This is a genomic window from Pseudomonas sp. Irchel s3b5 (genome assembly GCF_900187435.1).
Lineage (GTDB): Bacteria > Pseudomonadota > Gammaproteobacteria > Pseudomonadales > Pseudomonadaceae > Aquipseudomonas.
Genome location: NZ_FYDY01000027.1, coordinates 25,111 through 44,050 on the forward strand (window position 1 = coordinate 25,111; position 18,940 = coordinate 44,050).

Annotated in this window: 15 protein-coding genes; 10 read left to right on the forward strand and 5 right to left on the reverse strand. The window is 59.6% G+C overall.

Translation table 11 applies throughout. The annotated features are described in order from the left end of the window. Window position 1: 1 nt before the first annotated feature. Entirely contained in the window at window positions 2–1,984 is a 1,983-nt protein-coding gene (mnmC, locus tag CKW15_RS22645) for a bifunctional tRNA (5-methylaminomethyl-2-thiouridine)(34)-methyltransferase MnmD/FAD-dependent 5-carboxymethylaminomethyl-2-thiouridine(34) oxidoreductase MnmC (protein WP_095056649.1), read from the reverse strand. Between the two features lie 300 nt (window positions 1,985–2,284). Here mnmC and pap point away from each other — a divergent pair, with 300 nt between their 5' ends. From pap to CKW15_RS22660, 3 genes are all read left to right on the forward strand, one after another. Beyond that, window positions 2,285–3,808 (forward strand): polyphosphate:AMP phosphotransferase, encoded by a 1,524-nt coding sequence (gene pap, locus CKW15_RS22650; RefSeq protein ID WP_095056650.1) that lies wholly within the window; start codon window positions 2,285–2,287, stop codon window positions 3,806–3,808. A gap of 102 nt (window positions 3,809–3,910) precedes the next feature. After that, window positions 3,911–5,095 (forward strand): thiolase family protein, encoded by a 1,185-nt coding sequence (locus CKW15_RS22655; RefSeq protein WP_095056651.1) that lies wholly within the window; start codon window positions 3,911–3,913, stop codon window positions 5,093–5,095. A gap of 305 nt (window positions 5,096–5,400) precedes the next feature. Continuing rightward, a complete protein-coding gene (locus CKW15_RS22660) occupies window positions 5,401–6,354 on the forward strand; it encodes a DMT family transporter (RefSeq protein ID WP_095056652.1) in 954 nt (317 codons plus the stop codon). 94 nt (window positions 6,355–6,448) lie between these two features. Here the strand turns inward: CKW15_RS22660 and CKW15_RS22665 are convergent, their stop codons facing one another. Then, the gene (locus tag CKW15_RS22665; protein WP_095056653.1) at window positions 6,449–7,843 is read right to left on the reverse strand and encodes a class II fumarate hydratase; all 1,395 of its coding nucleotides are present in this window, start codon (window positions 7,841–7,843) and stop codon (window positions 6,449–6,451) included. Window positions 7,844–8,036: 193 nt separating this feature from the next. Here CKW15_RS22665 and CKW15_RS22670 point away from each other — a divergent pair, with 193 nt between their 5' ends. From CKW15_RS22670 to CKW15_RS22700, 7 genes are all read left to right on the forward strand, one after another. Continuing rightward, window positions 8,037–8,561 carry a DUF2059 domain-containing protein gene (locus CKW15_RS22670; RefSeq protein ID WP_095056654.1) on the forward strand — a complete coding sequence of 175 codons (525 nt, stop codon included), beginning with the start codon at window positions 8,037–8,039 and terminating at the stop codon, window positions 8,559–8,561. A 12-nt stretch (window positions 8,562–8,573) separates the two neighbouring features. Further along, a complete protein-coding gene (locus tag CKW15_RS22675) occupies window positions 8,574–8,873 on the forward strand; it encodes a BolA family transcriptional regulator (RefSeq protein ID WP_095056655.1) in 300 nt (99 codons plus the stop codon). A gap of 202 nt (window positions 8,874–9,075) precedes the next feature. Beyond that, complete coding sequence (locus tag CKW15_RS22680) at window positions 9,076–10,017, forward strand: rhodanese-related sulfurtransferase (RefSeq protein ID WP_095056656.1); 942 nt, start codon at window positions 9,076–9,078, stop codon at window positions 10,015–10,017. Window positions 10,018–10,020: 3 nt separating this feature from the next. Further along, a complete protein-coding gene (locus CKW15_RS22685) occupies window positions 10,021–10,656 on the forward strand; it encodes a DsbA family protein (RefSeq protein WP_095056657.1) in 636 nt (211 codons plus the stop codon). Beyond that, window positions 10,649–12,466: an ABC transporter ATP-binding protein gene (locus tag CKW15_RS22690; protein WP_095056658.1), complete on the forward strand. Its 1,818-nt coding sequence runs from the start codon at window positions 10,649–10,651 to the stop codon at window positions 12,464–12,466. The genes CKW15_RS22685 and CKW15_RS22690 overlap by 8 nt, the downstream gene beginning before the upstream one ends. Before the next feature lie 144 nt (window positions 12,467–12,610). Further along, window positions 12,611–15,070: an EAL domain-containing protein gene (locus CKW15_RS22695; RefSeq protein ID WP_095152719.1), complete on the forward strand. Its 2,460-nt coding sequence runs from the start codon at window positions 12,611–12,613 to the stop codon at window positions 15,068–15,070. 78 nt (window positions 15,071–15,148) lie between these two features. Further along, window positions 15,149–15,910, forward strand: a complete 762-nt coding sequence (locus CKW15_RS22700; protein ID WP_371856316.1) for a TenA family transcriptional regulator — start codon at window positions 15,149–15,151, stop codon at window positions 15,908–15,910. A gap of 136 nt (window positions 15,911–16,046) precedes the next feature. Here CKW15_RS22700 and CKW15_RS22705 read toward each other — a convergent pair whose 3' ends face one another. The 3 genes from CKW15_RS22705 to mupP form a co-directional block, all read right to left on the reverse strand. Next, complete coding sequence (locus tag CKW15_RS22705; protein ID WP_095056661.1) at window positions 16,047–16,973, reverse strand: GGDEF domain-containing protein; 927 nt, start codon at window positions 16,971–16,973, stop codon at window positions 16,047–16,049. 373 nt (window positions 16,974–17,346) lie between these two features. Continuing rightward, window positions 17,347–18,087, reverse strand: a complete 741-nt coding sequence (locus tag CKW15_RS22710; protein ID WP_095056662.1) for a YciK family oxidoreductase — start codon at window positions 18,085–18,087, stop codon at window positions 17,347–17,349. Between the two features lie 177 nt (window positions 18,088–18,264). Further along, window positions 18,265–18,936 carry an N-acetylmuramic acid 6-phosphate phosphatase MupP gene (gene mupP, locus CKW15_RS22715; RefSeq protein ID WP_095056663.1) on the reverse strand — a complete coding sequence of 224 codons (672 nt, stop codon included), beginning with the start codon at window positions 18,934–18,936 and terminating at the stop codon, window positions 18,265–18,267. Window positions 18,937–18,940: the final 4 nt, after the last annotated feature.

The window sequence follows — 18,940 nt, forward strand, 5'->3', positions numbered from 1 at the left end:
GTCAGGCCTTGCCGCGGATCAATCGACGCAAGGCGAAGCGGTTCGGATGACAGGCTTCTGCCACTGCCCGGGGCAAGGGCAGGGGCTCGTCATCGAGCCAGGCCGCGAGCAACTCGCCTGACAACGGCGCAGTGATCAATCCTCTCGAGCCGTGACCGCTGTTGACGTACAAACCTTCCAGCCAGGGGCAAGGGACGTCCGGGATACGCCGGGCGTCCTTGCTCAGGGCGCCATAGGCCTGCATAAACCCTTCTTCGTCAGCCAGTGGGCCGACAATCGGCAGGTAATCCGGGCTGGTACAGCGAAACGCTGCACGGCCTTCGAGCGCTTCAGTTTGCAGGGTGTCCGCGTCGAGCCTTGCAAGCAGGTCCGGCGAGATTTCCTCAAGCATTTTCAGGTTGCCGAGATGTTCGGCAGCCGTGGGGGTCAGGTCGTCACTATTAAAATCAAAACTGGCCCCCAGGGTGTGCTCGCCCAACCGTGCCGGTGCGACATAACCTTCGGCACAGACCACCGTGCTCAGGCTGCGACTTGCCGCGGTCTCGGGCAGGCGGGTGATTTGTCCGCGAATGCGTTTGAGGGGCAGCTCACGGCTGAAGGGGAATCGCTTGATTTCGGCCGCACCGGCCAGCACGACAACTGGTGCCTCGGCCAATAACCGGTCATCCGCCCAAGCCTGCCATTGACCGTTCGAGCGGCGTAAATCGAGCACGTCATGGTGGGTCAGCAACTCAATGCCGGGGTGTTGCGTTTGCCATTGGCACAAGGCGGGTGGATGGACCCACCCGCCTTCCGGGTAGAACAATCCACCGGATTGCAGATCGATACCTGCACGGCTTTGCGCCTGTTCCCGATCGAGCAATTGCAACAGGTGCTCAGGAAACGCGCTGGCCAATTGCGCCTGACGCTCGGCCTCCTTGGCATTGAACGCCAGTTGCAGGACCCCGCAGCCATCCCAATCGACACCACGGTGCAAGTGTTCAAGTACACGCCGGGTATGACCGAAACCGCTGATAATCAGTTGCGATAACGCCGTACCGTGGGCCGACAGTTTCAGATACAACACACCTTGCGGATTGCCCGAAGCCTCCTGCGCCAGCGCATCGTGACGCTCCAGCAAGGTCACTTGCCAGCCGCGTGCCGCCAGGCTTGCGGCACTGGCACAACCGGCCAGGCCGGCACCGATCACCAGGGCACGACGTTCACCATCCAAAGGTCTAGGACGAGCGAACCATGGTTTGGGCGGTGCGGGTGCCGGGAGTTCCTGCGGCCAACCGAGAAACACGCCGCGCAGAATTTCCCACTTGTGGCCGATCCCCGGCGTGCGCTTCATCTTGAAACCCGCGGCGTTCAGCAGGCGCCGGACCCAGCCGGTGCTGGTGAACGTGCTGATGGTCGAGTCGGGAGCGGCCAGGCGCGCGAGTTCGGCGAACAGTTCGGCGGTCCACATGTCCGGGTTTTTCGCCGGGGCGAAACCGTCGAGAAACCAGGCGTCGATCTGTGCGTCGAGTTGCGGCAGTTGCTCCAGCGCATCGCCGATCAGCAGGGTCAGGGTGACACGGCCGCCGTCCAGCACCAGGCGCTGGAAACCTTGATGGATTGCCACGTACTGCGCCAGCAGTTGATCGGCGAACACCTTGAGTTCCGGCCACAACGCCAAGGCGCGTTGCAGGTCGTCATGGCTCAGCGGGTACTTTTCGACACTGACAAAATGCAGCCGCGCACCGGCCGCGGCGTGTTGTTCGAACACCTGCCAGGCACACAGAAAATTCAGCCCCGTACCAAACCCCGTCTCACCAATGACCAGACGCCCGCCCTCCGGCAGCGCTGCAAAGCGCTCGGCCAAGCGGTTCTGTTCGATAAACACGTAGCGCGTTTCGTCCAGCCCCGATTTATCGGAGAAATACACATCATCGAACACACGCGAGTACGGGCGACCTTGGTCGTCCCAGTCGAGTTGGGCGTGGGGCAATACAGGTTTCATGGCAGGCTCGGCAACGGCAAGGCGGCCATTCTAGCCTGTGGTGAGGGGGCTTGCCCCCGTTGGTTGCGAAGCAACCCTGAAGCAACGCGACCAAGTTGTAGTAGTGACTGACCCCCAGTGTTTCTGGATACACGACGCTTTGCAGCCGCAAATGGTTGGCGCTGATTCTCGGGACGGCGTTGCCGTCCAACGGGAGCAAGCTCCCTCGCCACAGATTGCCTATCTGCCTCAAGGATGGATTTCTCCCACGCAGGAGAGGTCAATCCGCTAGTCTTGCTCACATCTGGAAGGGAGCCGTCCATGTTTGAATCTGCCGAAATCGATCACGTCATCGATAAAGAAACCTATGACGCCGAAGTACCTGCCCTGCGCGAAGCCTTGCTCGAAGCGCAATTTGAACTGCGTCAGCAGAGCCGGTTTCCGGTGATCATTCTGATCAATGGCATCGAGGGTGCCGGCAAAGGCGAGACGGTCAAGCTGCTCAACGAGTGGATGGACCCGCGTCTGATCGAGGTCCGCACCTTCGATCAGCAAACCGACGAGGAACTGGCACGGCCACCGGCCTGGCGTTACTGGCGAATGCTTCCGGCCAAGGGGCGCATGGGGATTTTCTTCGGCAACTGGTACAGCCAGATGTTGCAGTCGCGGGTTCATGGCCAGATCAAGGATCCGCGCCTGGACCAAAGCATCAACGCCGCCGAGCGGCTGGAGAAGATGCTCTGCGATGAAGGCGCGCTGATCGTCAAATTCTGGTTCCACCTCTCCAAAAAACAGATGAAAGCACGCCTCAAGGCCTTGGCCGACGACCCGTTGCACAGCTGGCGCATCAGCCCGCTGGACTGGCAGCAATCGCAAACCTACGACCGGTTCGTGAAGTTCGGAGAACGTGTCCTGCGACGGACCAGTCGCGACTACGCGCCGTGGCATGTGATCGCCGGGATGGATGCGCGCTATCGCAGCCTGGTGGTGGGCAAGATTTTGCTCGACAGCCTGCATCTTGCATTGAAACGACCGAAGATCCATCCGGCAAAAGTCAGCGCCGCGCCCGTGTTCCCCAGCGTCGATCAAGTGAACCTGCTCGATGCCCTGGATTTGAAACTGCGCCTGGACAAAAGCGACTACGAAGAGCAATTGGTGACCGAGCAGGCGCGGTTTTCCGGATTGATGCGTGACAAACGCATGCGCCGGCACGCTCTGGTCGCCGTGTTTGAAGGCAATGACGCGGCGGGTAAGGGCGGGGCGATCCGGCGGGTCGCGGCGGCACTCGATCCGCGTCAGTACAACATCGTGCCGATTGCCGCGCCCACGGAAGAGGAACGCGCGCAGCCGTACATGTGGCGTTTCTGGCGACACCTGCCGGCGCGAGGAAAATTCACCGTGTTCGACCGCTCCTGGTATGGCCGGGTGTTGGTGGAACGCATCGAAGGTTATTGCAGCCCGGCGGACTGGCTGCGTGCCTACAGCGAAATCAACGATTTCGAAGAGCAGGTCACCGAGGCCAGGGTGATTGTGGTCAAGTTCTGGCTGGCCATCGACAAACAGACGCAACTGGAGCGTTTCCAGGAGCGTGAGCAGATTCCGTTCAAGCGCTTCAAGATCACCGAAGACGACTGGCGTAACCGCGAAAAATGGGATGACTACCGTCTGGCCGTCGGCGACATGGTCGACCGCACCAGCACCGAGATTGCACCCTGGACCCTGATCGAAGCCAACGACAAGCGCTGGGCGCGGGTCAAGGTGTTGCGCACGATCAATCGGGCGATGGAAGAAGCGTTCGAAACGGCTGACCGTCATGACCGCAAAAAGCAAAAAGATGAGGATTGAACCGATGGTTACGCATACGCGGGGTGAATGATTGTCGCGGTCGGTAAAGGGGTGGACTTATGCTCGGTCCACTCTCAACCGACAACAACAATGAGGTATGCCATGCGTGAAGTGGTGATCGTCGACAGCGTGCGGACCGGCCTGGCCAAATCCTTTCGCGGCAAATTCAACATGACTCGTCCTGATGACATGGCGGCGCACTGTGTCGACTCGCTGTTGGCACGCACGGGCATCGACCCGGCCAGCGTCGAGGACTGCATCGTCGGCGCCGGCTCCAACGAAGGCGCGCAAGGCTTCAACATCGGTCGTAATGTCGCGGTGTTGTCGCGCCTGGGCGTCGGCACCGCCGGCATGACCCTCAACCGCTTCTGTTCATCCGGTTTGCAGGCGATCGCCATTGCCGCGAACCAGATCGCCTCGGGTTGCAGCGACATCATCGTCGCCGGCGGCGTCGAATCCATCAGCCTGACCATGAAAAGCGTCAACACCGACAACCTGATCAATCCGCTGCTCAAGGAACAGGTGCCGGGCATTTACTTCCCGATGGGCCAGACAGCCGAAATCGTCGCGCGTCGCTACAACGTCAGCCGCGAAGAACAGGACCTATACGCCCTGCAAAGCCAGCAACGCACTGCGCAGGCCCAGGCTGCCGGGTTGTTCGATGACGAGATCGTGCCGATGGCGGTGAAGTACCGCGTCGAAGACAAGGTCACCGGGCAGGTGCAGATCGTCGACGGCATCGTCGATCGTGATGACTGCAACCGTCCCGACACCACACTGGAAAGCCTCGCCGGGTTGAAACCGGTGTTCGCCGAGGACGGCTCGATCACGGCCGGCAACTCTTCGCAGTTGTCCGACGGTGCGTCCATGACCCTGGTGATGAGCCTGGAAAAAGCCCTGGAACTGGGGCTCAAGCCGAAGGCGTTCTTCCGCGGTTTTGCGGTGGCCGGTTGCGAGCCGGACGAGATGGGCATCGGCCCGGTGTTCTCTGTGCCGAAACTGCTCAAGGCCAAGGGCTTGCAGATTGCCGATATCGACCTGTGGGAACTCAATGAGGCCTTCGCTTCGCAGTGCCTGTACAGCCGCAATCGGCTGGAAATCGACAACGACAAGTACAACGTCAACGGCGGCTCTATTTCCATCGGCCACCCGTTCGGCATGACCGGTTCGCGTCAGGTCGGGCATCTGGTGCGCGAGTTGCAGCGACGAAACCTGCGTTACGGCATCGTCACCATGTGCGTGGGCGGCGGGATGGGAGCTACCGGGCTGTTTGAAGCGGTGCGTTAAACACCTCGGATGTGTAGCGACTGTTCAATAGCTATCGCTAGCAGGCTAGCTCCCACAGGGATCTGATGGGCGACACGGATCCAGTGTGGGAGCTAGCCTGCTAGCGATGAAGTCGACGCGATTTTTCTAGTCCCCCTTCAGCCAAGAAGCAGTTGTGGCGCCTGATGGCCAGATCGACGGCATTGCGCCAGATTAATGTTGCGACCCGCACAGTTTCATCCGCGGCCAGTTCCAAACTGTCCCTGTGTGCCACACGCCCCAGCGCCTAGAATGTCGCTTCTTGCCATAAGGCTTTTGGGGTTCACATGCACATTTCATCGGGTCGCTGGGTTTACGGTCTGTTTCTGGCCTTGTTGACCGCGTTGTTGTGGGGAATCCTGCCGATCAAACTCAAACAAGTGCTGCTGGTGATGGACCCGGTCACGGTGACCTGGTTTCGTCTGGCGGTATCTGGCGGCTGCCTGTTCATTTACCTGGCCGCGACCAATCGCCTGCCCAGCCGCAAAGCGCTCGGCCCACGCGGAGGCTGGCTGGTGTTGATGGCGGTGCTCGGTCTGGTGGGTAACTACGTGCTGTATCTGATGGGCCTGAACCTGCTGAGCCCCGGCACCGCGCAACTGGTGGTGCAGATGGGGCCGATCATGTTGCTGATCGCCAGTGTGTTTGTGTTCAAGGAACGCTTCAGCCTGGGGCAGGGGCTTGGTTTGCTGGTGCTGCTGATCGGCTTCGGGCTGTTTTTCAATCAGCGCTTGAGTGAACTGCTGACGTCGCTGACCGACTACACCGCCGGCGTCCTGTTGGTGCTGTTGGCGTCCACGGTCTGGACCTTCTATGCATTGGGCCAGAAGCAATTGCTGACGGTGTGGAATTCGCTGCAGGTGATGATGGTGATCTACCTGTTTTGCGCGGCGTTGCTGACGCCGTGGGTGCATCCGCTGGAAGCGCTGCAATTGAGCCCGTTGCAAGGCTGGTTGCTGTTGGCGTGCTGCCTGAACACCCTGATTGCCTATGGCGCGTTCGCCGAAGCGTTGGCGCATTGGGAGGCGTCTCGGGTCAGTGCGACGTTGGCGATTACGCCGCTGGTGACCTTCGCAGCGGTCGCCGTGGCGGCCTGGTTATGGCCGGACTTCGTGCATGCCGAGACCATCAATGGTCTTGGTTATGGCGGGGCGGTGCTGGTGGTGTTGGGTTCGGCGCTGGTGGCGTTGGGGCCTTCTTTGATTGCCGGGTTGAAGGCTCGGAAGTTACGGATGGCCTGAAGATCAAAAGATCGCAGCCTGCGGCAGCTCCTACAGGGAACATTCACATGTAGGAGCTGCCGCAGGCTGCGATCTTTTCGCTTCACTGCAAATCTCAGCCCTTGGCCCCGCCCTCCAGCATATTCTCCGGCCGCACCCACGCATCGAACTCTTCATCCGTCAGATACCCGAGTTGCAGCGCCGCTTCCCGCAAGGTCAGCCCTTCGCTGTAAGCCTTCTTGGCAATCTCGGCCGATTTGTCATAACCGATGTGCGGATTGAGCGCCGTCACCAGCATCAGTCCACGTTCCAGATGCTCAGCCATTTTCTCGGCATCCGGTTCCAGGCCGGCGATGCAGTGCTGCTGGAAGTTGCTGCAACCATCGCCCAGCAGGCGGATCGATTGCAGCAGATTGTGGATGATCACCGGTTTGAACACGTTCAATTGCAGGTGACCCTGACTGGCGGCAAAACCGATGGCGACGTCATTGCCCAGCACCTGACAGGCCAGCATCGACAGCGCTTCGCACTGGGTCGGGTTGACCTTGCCCGGCATGATCGAACTGCCCGGTTCGTTGGCCGGCAGTTTTACTTCGGCGAAACCGGCGCGTGGCCCGGAGCCCAGCAGACGCAAGTCATTGGCGATTTTCATCAGCGTCACGGCGAGGGTTTTCAGCGCACCGGACAGCGTGGTCAACGGCTCATGGCCGGCGAGGGCGGCAAATTTGTTGGGTGCGGTGATGAACGGCAAGCCGGAAAGGGCGGCCAGTTCAGCGGCAATGGCTTCACCAAAACCGTGGGGCGAGTTGAGCCCGGTGCCGACCGCCGTGCCGCCCTGGGCCAGTTCACAGACCGCGGGCAGGGAACTGCGGATCGCCCGTTCGGCGTAATCCAGTTGCGCGATGAACGCGGAGATTTCCTGGCCGAAGCTGATGGGGGTCGCATCCATCATGTGGGTGCGGCCGGTCTTGACCAGTTTCATATGGCGCGCAGCCAACTCGGCGAGCCCGCCGGACAATTCGCTGATCGCCGGCAGCAAATGCTGCTGAACGGCCTGGACGGCAGCGATGTGCATGGCGGTGGGGAAGCTGTCGTTGGAACTCTGGGAGCAATTGACGTGATCGTTGGGGTGCACCGGCGTCTTGCCGCCGCGCGGGTTACCGGCCAGTTCGTTGGCGCGCCCGGCGATCACTTCGTTGACGTTCATGTTGCTCTGGGTGCCGCTGCCGGTCTGCCAGACCACCAACGGAAACTGGTCGTCATGTTCGCCGTCGAGCACTTCGTCGGCCGCCTGTTCGATCAGCCGGGCGATGTCGGCCGGGATGTCACCGTTGCGATCGTTGACCCGGGCCGCGGCTTTCTTGATCAGTGCCAGGGCGTGCAGTACCGCCATCGGCATGCGTTCGTTGCCAATGGCGAAATTGATCAGCGAGCGTTGCGTCTGAGCACCCCAATAGGCTTCATCCGGGACTTCAACCTGGCCGAGGCTGTCGGTTTCGATACGGCTCATCTTGCACACTCCTGGTAGGTCCGATTGCGCAGTTTAGGCCGTGATCACCGGCCGTGGTTCCATCGGTCTGGATTTCACCCATTCAACCCCCCTAAATCAGGGCCGGCAAGGCTTGGGGTTGAGCGACACACTTTTTTAGGCGCAGAATGGTCGCCCTTGGGGTTTTACCTCGTCAGCTAGAAAAGGAAACTCGATGACTCGTCTTCGTGCCATCTGTACCGCCGTTGCTTTGGTCTGCGCCAGCGGCCAGGTTTTTGCCGACACCGCCAGCCATAACGCCAGTGCCGAGGCTTTCCTGACCCTGGCGCACGCTGACAAGCTGGGCACTCCGGTGTACATGCAAGTACAGCAGATGTTTGCTCAACGTTTTGCCCAGACCAAAGCTCCAGAGTCGAAAAAAGCCGTGCTGGAAACCTACCAGGCCAAGGCCAACGCCGCCCTGGACCAGGCCATCGGCTGGAACAAGCTCAAGCCTGAAATGATCAAGCTGTACACCAGCAACTTCAGCGAATCCGAACTCAAGGACCTGGTTGCCTTCTACAAGTCGCCACTGGGCAAGAAAGTCCTGGAAAAAATGCCGCAGCTGACTCAGCAGTCGGCCCAAATGACCCAGGCCAAGCTGGAAAGCGCCGTGCCGGTGGTCAACAAGCTGTTGGCTGACATGACGACCGAGCTGGATCCGAAAGGCGCCGCCGCTCCAGCCAAGAAAAAGCCTTAAGCGGAGTCCGGTATGACCATGCAACAACGCATCGAATCGACGCTGGCCCTGCTTCAGCCAGAGCATCTGCAAGTGCTGGATGAAAGCCACATGCACAGCCGTGGGTTGCAGACCCACTACAAGGCCGTGGTGGTCAGCGCGCAGTTCGAAGGCCTGAACCGGGTCAAGCGCCACCAGAAAGTCTACGGCACGCTCGGCGAGCTGATGGGCGAGTTCCATGCGTTGGCGCTGCATACCTACACGCCAGAGGAGTGGGCACAGATCGACGCGGCTCCGGCCTCGCCGACCTGTGCTGGCGGCAGCAAGCACTAATAAGCTGCACGTTCACCTGTAGGAGCCGGCTTGCTGGCGATGGCGTCCTCGAGATCGCTATCGCTGGCAAACCGCAAGCGGGCGTCAGCTCCTACAGGGATGGCTTTATTTTTGTTAGAATGCCCAACGCGCCGCTCACCCGGCGCGTTTTTTTTCGCATCCGGTTCACCCCTTACGAGGGTAGCCACCTGGAGATTTACCCATGACACAACAGATTGTCGTGGCGGCACTGTATAAGTTCGTCACCCTGGAAGATTACGTCGCCCTGCGCGAGCCCCTGCTGCAAGCAATGGTCGACAACGGCATCAAAGGCACGCTGCTGATCGCCGAAGAAGGCATCAACGGCACCGTGTCCGGTAGCCGCGAAGGCATCGACGGGCTGATGGCCTGGCTCAAGAACGACCCGCGCATGGACGACATCGACCACAAAGAGTCGTACTGCGACGAGCAGCCGTTCTACCGCACCAAAGTCAAACTCAAGAAAGAAATCGTCACCCTCGGCGTTGAAGGCGTGGACCCGAACAAAAAGGTCGGCACCTACGTTGATCCACAGGACTGGAACGCGTTGATCAGCGATCCGGAAGTGTTGTTGATCGATACCCGTAACGATTACGAAGTCTCGATCGGCACCTTCGAAGGCGCCATCGACCCGAAAACCACCAGTTTTCGCGAATTTCCCGACTACATCAAAGCCAACTTCGACCCGGCCGTGCACAAGAAGGTTGCGATGTTCTGCACCGGCGGCATTCGCTGCGAGAAGGCCTCGAGCTACATGCTCAACGAAGGTTACGGTGAGGTCTATCACCTCAAGGGCGGTATCCTGAAGTACCTCGAAGAGGTGCCGCAGGAAGAAACCAAATGGCAGGGCGACTGCTTCGTGTTCGATAACCGCGTGACGGTTCGCCACGACTTGAGTGAAGGCGATTACGATCAATGCCATGCCTGCCGCACGCCAGTCAGCGTTGAAGATCGCGCTTCCGAGCATTACGTGGCCGGTATCAGCTGCCCGCATTGCTGGGATAAATTGAGCGAAAAAACCCGTCGCAGCGCCATCGATCGGCAAAAGCAGATCGAACTGGCCAAAGCCCGTAACCAGCCGCACCCGATCGGCTACAACTATAAGCAAGCACCTTCCGAGGTCTGAACCATGTCTGCGCGCCTGCTCTATGTGATGGATCCGATGTGTTCCTGGTGTTGGGGGTTTGCCCCGGTCGCCAATGCATTGGTCGAGCAGGCGCAAGCCGCCGGCGTGGAGGTGCATCTGATCGTGGGTGGTTTGCGCACCGGCAGCGGCTCGGCATTGGAACCGACCACCCGGCGCTACATTCTTGAGCACTGGCAGGCGGTCACCGAGGCCACCGGCCAGCCCTTCAAACTCGAAGGGGCGTTGCCGGACGGTTTTGTCTACGACACCGAGCCGGCCTGCCGGGCATTGGTGACAGCGCGCAGCCTCGCGCCGGATTGTGCCTGGAAACTGCTGGGGCTGATTCAGCACGCGTTTTATGCCGAAGGTCGGGATGTCACCCGTGCCAGCGTGTTGGTGGAACTGGCCGAGCAGGCTGGTGTGCCGCGTATCGAGTTCGCTGCCGCGTTCGACCGTGCCGATATGCACACCGCCACCGAAGCCGATTTCACTTGGGTGCAAGACCTGGGCATCGCCGGTTTTCCGACCCTGCTGGCTGAACGTAACGGCCAATTGGCGCTGCTGACCAATGGTTATCAGCCACTGAACGAGCTGTCCCCGCTCCTCGGCCGTTGGCTGGAGCGCGCCGCCTGTGCATGACCTGCCCGACGATGTTCCAACCGAAAAACGTGTCGACCGTCTGAGCTGGGCGGAAATCCGCCGCCTGGCCCTGCATCATAAAAAGTCCCTGTGGATCGCCAACGGCGTGGCCGTGCTCGCGACGCTGTGCAGCGTGCCGATCCCGTTGCTGTTGCCGTTACTGGTGGACGAAGTGCTGCTGGGGCACGGCGATTCTGCACTGAAAGTCATGAACCTCGCGCTGCCCGAGGTTTGGCAAAAAGCCGCGGGCTACATCGGCCTGATGCTGGTGGTGACCCTGGTCCTGCGCTGTTCGGCCTTGCTGTTCAACGTGGTGCAGGCGCGATTGTTCGCCGCGTTGGCCAAAGACATCGTCTACCGCATTCGCTTGCGCCTGATCGAACGACTCAAGCGCATCTCGCTCGGTGAATACGAGAGCCTGGGCAGCGGCACGGTGACCACGCATTTGGTCACAGATCTCGACACCCTGGACAAATTCGTCGGCGAAACCCTCAGTCGCTTCCTTGTGGCCATGCTGACCCTGGTCGGCACCGCTGGCATTCTGATGTGGATGCACTGGAAACTGGCGCTGCTGATTCTGCTGTTCAATCCGCTGGTGATCTACGCCACGGTGCAGTTGGGCAAGCGGGTCAAACACCTGAAAAAACTCGAGAACGACAGCACTTCGCGCTTCACCCAGGCATTGACCGAAACACTGGATTCCATCCAGGAAGTGCGCGCCGGCAACCGGCAGGGGTTCTTCCTCGGTCGCCTCGGGCAACGTGCCCGGGAAGTCCGTGATTACGCGGTGAACTCGCAGTGGAAAACCGATGCCTCGAACCGTGCCAGCGGTTTGCTGTTCCAGTTCGGTATCGATATTTTCCGTGCGGCGGCGATGCTCACCGTGCTGTTCTCCGACCTGTCCATCGGCCAGATGCTCGCGGTGTTCAGTTACCTTTGGTTCATGATCGGCCCGGTGGAACAACTGCTGAACCTGCAATATGCCTACTACGCCGCCGGCGGTGCGTTGTCGCGGATCAACGAGTTGCTGTCCCGTGCCGATGAGCCCGAGTATCCGGGCGGCGTCGATCCGTTCAACGGTCGCGAGACGGTCGGACTTGAAGTGCAGGGATTGAGTTTTGGTTACGGTGACGAACTGGTCTTGAACCAGATGAACCTGTCCATCGCTCCCGGTGAGAAGGTCGCGATCGTCGGTGCCAGTGGCGGCGGCAAGAGCACGCTGGTGCAATTGCTGCTGGGCTTGTACACGCCACTGGCCGGGACCATCCGCTTCGGCGGCTCGACCCAGCAAGAGATCGGCCTGGAAACCGTGCGGGAAAACGTCGCCGTGGTGCTTCAACACCCGGCGCTGTTCAACGACACCATTCGGGCCAACCTGACCATGGGCCGTGAGCGCAGCGACGAGGCGTGCTGGCAGGCCCTGGAAATCGCGCAGCTGCACAGCACGGTCCGCGAGTTGCCCAATGGCCTGGACAGCATCGTCGGGCGATCCGGCGTGCGTTTATCCGGCGGTCAGCGCCAACGCCTGGCGATTGCCCGGATGGTATTGGCCGAACCCAAAGTGGTGATCCTCGACGAGGCCACCTCCGCATTGGATGCCGCCACCGAATACAACCTGCATCAGGCGCTGGCGCGTTTCCTGAGCAATCGCACCACGCTGATCATTGCCCATCGACTCTCTGCGGTGAAACAGGCCGATCGCGTGCTGGTATTCGACGGCGGACAAATTGCCGAAGATGGCGACCACCAGCAACTGATCGCCGATGGTGGTTTGTACGCCAAGCTTTATGGGCATCTGCAGCAGTTGTAACGAAATGGCGAGTTCATGGGGAACCCCGGCGCAGCTACCTCCAGGCAAGGTCTGTCGCTTGCCTGGACTGCAATCGCACCTTAGTCTAGCTGTAGCGATTTCGTCAGGATGGCGAGCAAGCGGTGCTAAAAAACAAGGGACCTCATGAATCAAGCACGGACACTCGGAACGCCGCGGTTGTTGGGCATCGTCTGGCCATTTATCGCCGTCGTGTTGTTTCAGGCCCTGTTGGGCGGCGTGAGCCTTTATGTACTGTCGGCGGTGCGTGGTTATGTTGCCGGTGAAAGCTTGTGGTCCAAGGGCCAGAAAGACGCGATCTATTACCTGAACCTCTATGGCGACAGCCGTGACGAGGCGATTTTCCGCAAGTACCAGACCGTCATTTCGGTGCCTCAGGGAGGCCACGAGTTGCGGATGGCGCTGGACCATCAACCGCCGGACATCGAAGCTGCGCGGATAGCCATCCTCAAGGGTGGCAACCATCCCGACGACGTTTCCAGTCTGGTCTGGCTGTACCTCAACTTCCGCCATTTCAGTTATCTCGAGAAAGCCATCGAACTCTGGGCCTTCGGAGACTCCTATCTGGTCCGGCTCGATGAGGTTGCCCGGGAGATGCATCAGGGCATCATCGCCAATCAGGCAACGCACGCCGATATCCAACGCTGGAAAGAACAGATTCTCGCCATCAACGAAGGCGTTACGCCTGTGGCAAAAGCCTTCAGCGACGCGTTGGGTGAAGGCTCGCGGATGATACTTCGCCTGTTGCTGGGGACAAACCTGGCCACCGCGCTGGGCTTGATCGTGCTGGCACTGATGCGTACCCATAAACTGCTCAAGCAACGCCACGCCTTCGCCGATGCGCTGCAAATGGAGAAGGAGCGGGCGCAGATCACACTGCAATCGATTGGCGACGGGGTCATCACCACGGATGTCTCGGGCGCTATCGCTTACATGAACCCGGCCGCCGAGGCGCTGACCCACTGGAAAGCCGAGCAGGCGACGGGCTTGCCGCTGGCGGCGTTGTTCAACCTGCTGGATGAAAATGCCCAGGCCGATGGCTTTACGTTGATCGAGCACATCTTGAGCGGCCAGCTCAGCGGAGGCAGTAAGCATTCCAAGGTGATCCAGCGCCTGGACGGCAGCACGGTGTCGGTCACGCTGGTGGGCGCGCCGATCCGCAATGCCGGCAAGGTCAGCGGGACGGTGTTGGTGTTGCACGACATGACCCAGGAGCGGCAGTACATCGCCAATCTGTCCTGGCAGGCCACCCATGATGCGCTGACCGGGCTCGCCAATCGTCGCGAGTTCGAGTATCGACTGGAGCAGGCGCTGCACAATCTGACGCGGTACGCAGGGCGCCATGCCCTGATGTTCCTCGATCTCGATCAGTTCAAGCTGGTCAACGACACCTGCGGGCACGCGGCGGGCGATGAACTGTTGCGACACATTTGCGCGCTGTTGCAATCCGGGTTGCGCGAAGGCGATACCCTGGCCCGCCTCGGCGGTGACGAATTCGGCATCTTGCTGGAAAACTGTTCGTTGGAAGCTGCGGAAAAAATTGCCGAGGGCCTGCGCCAGACCGTGCAAAACCTGCACTTTGTCTGGAAAGGTCGGCCCTTTGTAACGACCGTGAGTATCGGGCTGGTGCATATTGCGCAGAATCCGACCACGCTGGAGGCCTCGCTTCGCAGCGCCGACATGGCCTGCTACATGGCCAAGGAAAAGGGTCGTAACCGGGTTCAGGTCTATCACCCGGACGACTCTGAACTGTCCCTGCGTTTCGGCGAAATGGCCTGGGTGCAGCGCCTGCACCTGGCATTGGAAGACGACCGCTTCTGCCTCTATGCCCAGGAAATCGTACCGCTGGGTCACGTCGACAAGGACGGCGGGCATATCGAGATTTTGCTGCGTTTGCATGATGAGACCGGGCGCATGATTCTGCCCGACAGTTTCATTCCCGCTGCCGAGCGCTATGGACTGATGAGTTCACTCGACCGCTGGGTCGTGGAGAACGTGTTCAAGGTCATCGCCCAGTGCCGGGCCGAGCAGCGCCAGGGGCCGCTGGCCATGTGTGCGATTAATCTGTCAGGCGCGACGATAGGAGACGAGGCGTTTCTGGACTTCCTGCGGGAACAGTTCATTGCGTACTCGATTCCGCCTGAAATGATTTGTTTTGAAATTACTGAAACCAGCGCAATTTCAAATCTTCCCAGCGCAATCAGATTCATTAATGAACTCAAAGGCTTGGGTTGCCATTTTTCGCTTGACGACTTTTGTGCCGGAATGTCCTCGTTCGCGTACCTGAAACATTTGCCTGTAGACTTCCTGAAGATCGACGGGAGTTTCGTAAAGGATATGCTGGACGACCCGATTAACCGCGCCATGGTCGAAGTGATCAATCACATCGGGCATGTCATGGGTAAGCGTACGATTGCCGAGTTTGTTGAAACGCCCCAGATTGAGCAGGCATTGCTGGAGATCGGGGTGGATTACGCTCAAGGGTATGTGATTGAACACCCGCATCCGTTTACCTGCGACAGTTTACAAAGTCGTCCTGCCAGGCCTCAGCCTTTGCTGTTCAAGGCGCCTGGCACGTTCCGTTGAAGTCTCTCGCCGATCCTGAAAATCACCATCAAAAGGAGCTCGACAGTGATAGACACATTCAACAGGACCGGACCCCTCATGGAAGCTGCAAGTTATCCCGACTGGGCCCAGCGCCTGATTCAGGATTGCAGCGAGAGCAAGCGCCGGGTTGTCGAACATGAACTGTATCAGCGCATGCGAGACAACAAACTCAGTGCGAAGACCATGCGCCACTACCTGATCGGTGGCTGGCCGGTGGTCGAACAGTTCGCGTTGTATATGGCACAAAACCTCACCAAGACCCGTTTTGCCCGTCATCCCGGCGAGGACATGGCGCGTCGGTGGCTGATGCGCAACATTCGCGTCGAATTGAACCACGCCGATTATTGGGTGCACTGGAGCCGAGCGCATGGGGTCAGCCTGGAAGAGTTGCAGGTGCAACAGGTTGCCCCTGAACTTCACGCCTTGAGCCATTGGTGTTGGCACACCAGTTCGTCGGATTCGCTGATCGTTGCCATTGCCGCCACCAACTACGCCATTGAAGGGGCTACCGGTGAGTGGTCGGCCGTAGTCTGTTCCAATGGCGTCTATGCGGCGTCGTTTCCCGAGGAAGATCGCAAGCGGGCGATGAAGTGGCTGAAGATGCATGCCCAGTATGACGATGCCCATCCCTGGGAAGCCCTGGAAATCATCTGCACATTGGCTGGTACGAGTCCGAGCGCATCCTTGCAGGCGGAATTACGCATGGCCGTGTGCAAGAGCTACGACTACATGTACCTGTTTCTTGAGCGCTGCATGCAGTTGGAACACGCGGAAAAAGCACCGGTCGTACACGAGCGAATGGCGTTGGCAGAAAGCTGATTTAACAATCTTGCAGTAAACCTGTGGGAGCAAGCTTGCTCGCGATAGCGGTGTATCAGACGGTATGGATACCAACTGATGTTCCGTCATCGCGAGCAGGTTCGCTCCCGCATTGTTTTGCGTTGTGGCGAAGGGTTCAGCCCGCCATTGCCAACCGATTGCGCCCCTCGCGCTTGGCCACGTACATCGCACTGTCAGCACGTCGCAACAGGCTGTCGGCAGACTCGCCCGGTAGCAAGGTCGAGCAGCCGAGGCTGACGGTCAGTTCAATCGAATGGCCGTCGACCGAGTAATCCGCAGTCTGCGTTGCAAACCTCAGTCGCTCACCGACCATCGCCGCAGCTTCGCGGGTGGTGTTGGACAGCAGGATCAGGAACTCTTCGCCGCCATAGCGAAACACCATGTCCACGTTACGCAGCTGGCTCTTGATTGAGGCGGCAACGGCCTTGAGCACTTGGTCGCCGGCACTGTGTCCGTAGGTGTCGTTGATTTGCTTGAAATGATCGATGTCCAGCATCAGCACCGACAGGGGGTGCAAGTGGCGACGGGAAAGTTCGATTTCCCGTTGCAGCGTCTGATCCATGGCGATGCGGTTGCCGGTGTCCGTCAGCGGGTCACGTAATGCGCTTTGGGTCGCGGCGCGATACAGAAGGCTGTTACGCATCGGATAGAGCAACGCTGCCAACAGGGACTCCAGATTGGCCTGTTCCTCTTCGTTGAAGCGCTGATTGCGACGAAAAACCAGCTCACCCAAATGTTCGCCCTCATGGCTCAGGCTATAGCTGAGGGAGTGGTGGCCGCGTTGACCGAGCTCCAGGCGCAGGTCACTGCTGGTGTGCTGGTAACTCAAGGCGTCCAGCGGCACCCTGCGCTGAACTTCGCGAAAGAAAATACCGAGGATACGCTGCGGTTCAAGGCTGGTTTGCAGTTGCAAGCCAAGTTGTTGACGCAGGTGCGCAAGGCTGACTGGCCTTTCCAGAAAGGGAGGCTGTTGACCAAAGCCCAGGCGTTGCAATTTGGCGCTATCAAAGTCAATTGCGTTGGTCTGGGAAGGTGGTTTCATAAGGCGTGCGCCCCTAGGCAGTAAGACTGTCTTACAAGCAGGGTGAGAGCGGCTTTGGGCTGCGCGTCGTACTGGTCCGTCAGTCCCGTAGGACATTTCGTACAAGTCTAATCTGCTTTTGCTGATAGCGAGTAACCTATCAACTCAAGCTTCGCCCACCTGCCATCACATTGCGTGTCTGAGCAAACTTAGAGCGAAAGTCGTGCCATTCGGTTCAGACGAATAAAATGCTAACTAAATCAATTGGATGTACAAAGACCTAAAGGTCTGCCAAGGTCTTTTCGACAGTTTTTTGACAAGAAGGGACAGTCATTCAGCGGTCTTTCCCTGCTGCGACGAGAATCGGCGCAACAGGGAAAGCGACACACGGCAGTTATTGAGCGTTAAAAGCCTGGCCGTTGACGCCGGTACTGTCCGGACCCATCAGGTACAGGTAGACCGGCATGATCTCTTCGGGCGTCGGGTTGTTCAGTGGGTTTTCCCCAGGATAAGCCTGGGCGCGCATGCTGGTGCGGGTTGCGCCCGGGTTGATGCTGTTGGAGCGAACCGGCGCCACAGTGTCGACTTCGTCGGCCAGGGTTTGCATCAGGCCTTCGGTGGCGAATTTTGAAACGCCGTAAGCGCCCCAATACGCACGCCCTTTGCGCCCGACACTGCTGGAGGTGAACACCACCGAGGCATCCTGGGACAGCTTGAGCAGCGGCAACAGCGTGCTGGTGAGCATGAACATCGCGTTGACGTTGACTTGCATCACGCGCATGAAGTTTTCGCCGGAGAGCTGTTCGATTGGTGTGCGCGGGCCAATGATCGAGGCGTTGTGCAGCAAACCGTCGAGGTGGCCGAACTCGGTTTCGATCATCGCGGCCAGTTCATCGTACTGATGGGGCAGGGCAGTTTCGAGGTTGAACGGGATGACGGCCGGTTGTGGATGGCCGGCCGCTTCGATTTCGTCGTAGACCTGGGTCAGGTTGGCTTCGGTCTTGCCCAGCAGCAGAACGGTTGCACCGTGCGCAGCATAGGTTTTTGCAGCGGCAGCGCCGATGCCGCGACCGGCACCGGTCACCAGAATGACCCGGTCCTTGAGCAGCTCGGGGCGGGCGGAATAATCAAACATAAAGAAACCTCATCAAAGACCTGCATCGTACCTGTGGCGAGGGAGCTTGCTCCCGCTCGGCTGCGAAGCAGTCGTAATCTTTTAATCGCAGTGCATAGGACTGCGCATGCCAGGTAAAGGGGCCGCTTCGCGGCCCAGCGGGAGCAAGCTCCCTCGCCACAAAAGCACGTGCCCGGCTCAGCAGCTACAGAGGGCGCTATCCAAAACCTTGCGCAACTCCAGCGGATGGTCGACCACCACGTCCGCACCCCAATGCCGCGGGTTATCGTCCGGATGGATATAACCGAAGGTCACCGCAGCGGTCTTGGTGCCGGCATCGCGACCCGACTCGATATCACGCAGGTCATCGCCCACGAACAGCACGCTGGCCGGATCCAGGTCGAGCATCTTGCAGGCGAGGATCAGCGGCTCGGGGTCTGGTTTGCTGTTCTTCACATGATCCGGGCAGATCAACAGCGCCGAGCGCTCGGCCAGCCCCAGTTGTTGCATGATCGGCTCGGCGAAGCGCAGCGGCTTGTTGGTGACCACGCCCCAGATCAGGTTGGCCTTTTCGATGTCCGCCAGCAGTTCGCCCATGCCGTCGAACAGCTTGCTGTGAACGGCGCAACCCACGAGATAGCGCTCCAGGAATTCCAGGCGCAACTCTTCGAAACCAGGGGACTCCGGGTCCATGGCGAAGGTCGCTGCAACCATCGCCTTGGCGCCGCCGGAGATCTCGTCGCGGATGTGTTTATCGTTGATCGGCGGCAAGCCGCGGTCGGCAAGCATCGCCTGGCAAATCGCGATGAAGTCCGGCGCGGTGTCGAGCAGGGTGCCGTCCATGTCGAAAAGAACTGCTCTGATAGGCATCGAC